We start from the raw sequence: 1,658 nt of genomic DNA on the forward strand, positions 1-1,658 counted from the left end.
CCGCCACCGCCGGTGGGCATACCGCCACCACCACCGCCGAAACTGGGCATCCCCATCCCGCCCATCATCCCGCGGCCACCACCCATCGCTGACATCGACCGATAGGCCTGAGCCACCTGACGCAACCGCGCCGCAAACAACTTGTTCTGAGCCTTGGTCGCATCGATCTGCTGCTGCATCGCACCCAGCCGCTCATCCATCGTCGACACCATCAACCGACTGCCGGCCGGCGTCCCGGTCGCCGGCGCAATCGCCGCCGCCTGAGACCGCGCAGAATCCCGCACCCCCGACGCACCACCACGACCCTGCTCACCCGCAGAACGACCATCAGCCGCCGACGTGTTGGTATCCGCATCCAACCCGCTCACACCAGACCAGCCCTGCCGATAACCCCCGGCAGCACCCTCCACACCCGTCTGCAACCGACCACCCGACGGCGCCCCCGGCACCACCGGAGCGCCACCATCAACCCGACCCGGACCACCAAACTCCGGAAACAACCCCACCCCAGCAGACAACACACGATCGACCTGCGCCACATACGCACCAACCGACCCGGTCACGGGTAACCACCTCCCGTCGACGCCACATGCACATGGTCAAAGTGATTGGCAGTGATACCACCGCGGTCCCCCATGAGCTTCGGTCCGCCACCGCTGTCGATCTGCTGCCGCCAAATAGTGTGATCAACACCGAGGGATTCCCGGTTTGTCTGCAGGAACTCAACAACCCTGTTACCCAACGCAATACCGGCCGGGCTCGTCGGATTCGGAATCATGATGTCCAGCGCCAGCCCTTGCGGATGCCACTTCATCGAGTCGGGGCGGTAGCCACCGATCTCCTTGATCTCCGGGAACGCCGCCGACACAGCCCGATTGATACGGATAGTGTTGCGCTGCAGCCGGTCCTCAGAAGCTTTCCCCGCTGGCAAGGGACCGTCGGCCAGAGTCCGGCCGGACGCGATCGCCGACACCGTTCGCGCAGACCCACCGTTGCGGCCGAGTGAGGACAAGGAGCTCAGTGCGCTCAGTCCGGGGATACCACCACCACCACCGCCGGTGGGCATACCGCCACCACCACCGCCGAAACTGGGCATCCCCATCCCGCCCATCATCCCGCGGCCACCACCCATCGCTGACATCGACCGATAGGCCTGAGCCACCTGACGCAACCGCGCCGCAAACAACTTGTTCTGAGCCTTGGTCGCATCGATCTGCTGCTGCATCGCACCCAGCCGCTCATCCATCGTCGACACCATCAACCGACTGCCGGCCGGCGTCCCGGTCGCCGGCGCAATCGCCGCCGCCTGAGACCGCGCAGAATCCCGCACCCCCGACGCACCACCACGACCCTGCTCACCCGCAGAACGACCATCAGCCGCCGACGTGTTGGTATCCGCATCCAACCCGCTCACACCAGACCAGCCCTGCCGATAACCCCCGGCAGCACCCTCCACACCCGTCTGCAACCGACCACCCGACGGCGCCCCCGGCACCACCGGAGCGCCACCATCAACCCGACCCGGACCACCAAACTCCGGAAACAACCCCACCCCAGCAGACAACACACGATCGACCTGCGCCACATACGCACCAACCGACCCGCCACTCACCCACCAAAACTAACCACCACACCAACCCCCCAACCACACCCAAAAC

Annotated in this window: 1 protein-coding gene and 1 pseudogene; both read right to left on the minus strand. The window is 65.7% G+C overall.

Annotated elements, in window-relative coordinates; all coding sequences use genetic code 11:
• Positions 1–563: pseudogene (locus ACZY08_RS29695) on the minus strand (NlpC/P60 family protein); the annotation flags it as partial.
• A complete protein-coding gene (locus ACZY08_RS29700) occupies positions 560–1,414 on the minus strand; it encodes a hypothetical protein (protein WP_463781880.1) in 855 nt (284 codons plus the stop codon). The pseudogene ACZY08_RS29695 and the gene ACZY08_RS29700, both read right to left, overlap by 4 nt.
• Positions 1,415–1,658 lie beyond the last annotated feature (244 nt).

It is taken from the genome of Mycobacterium sp. IDUB_9 (assembly GCF_055419505.1).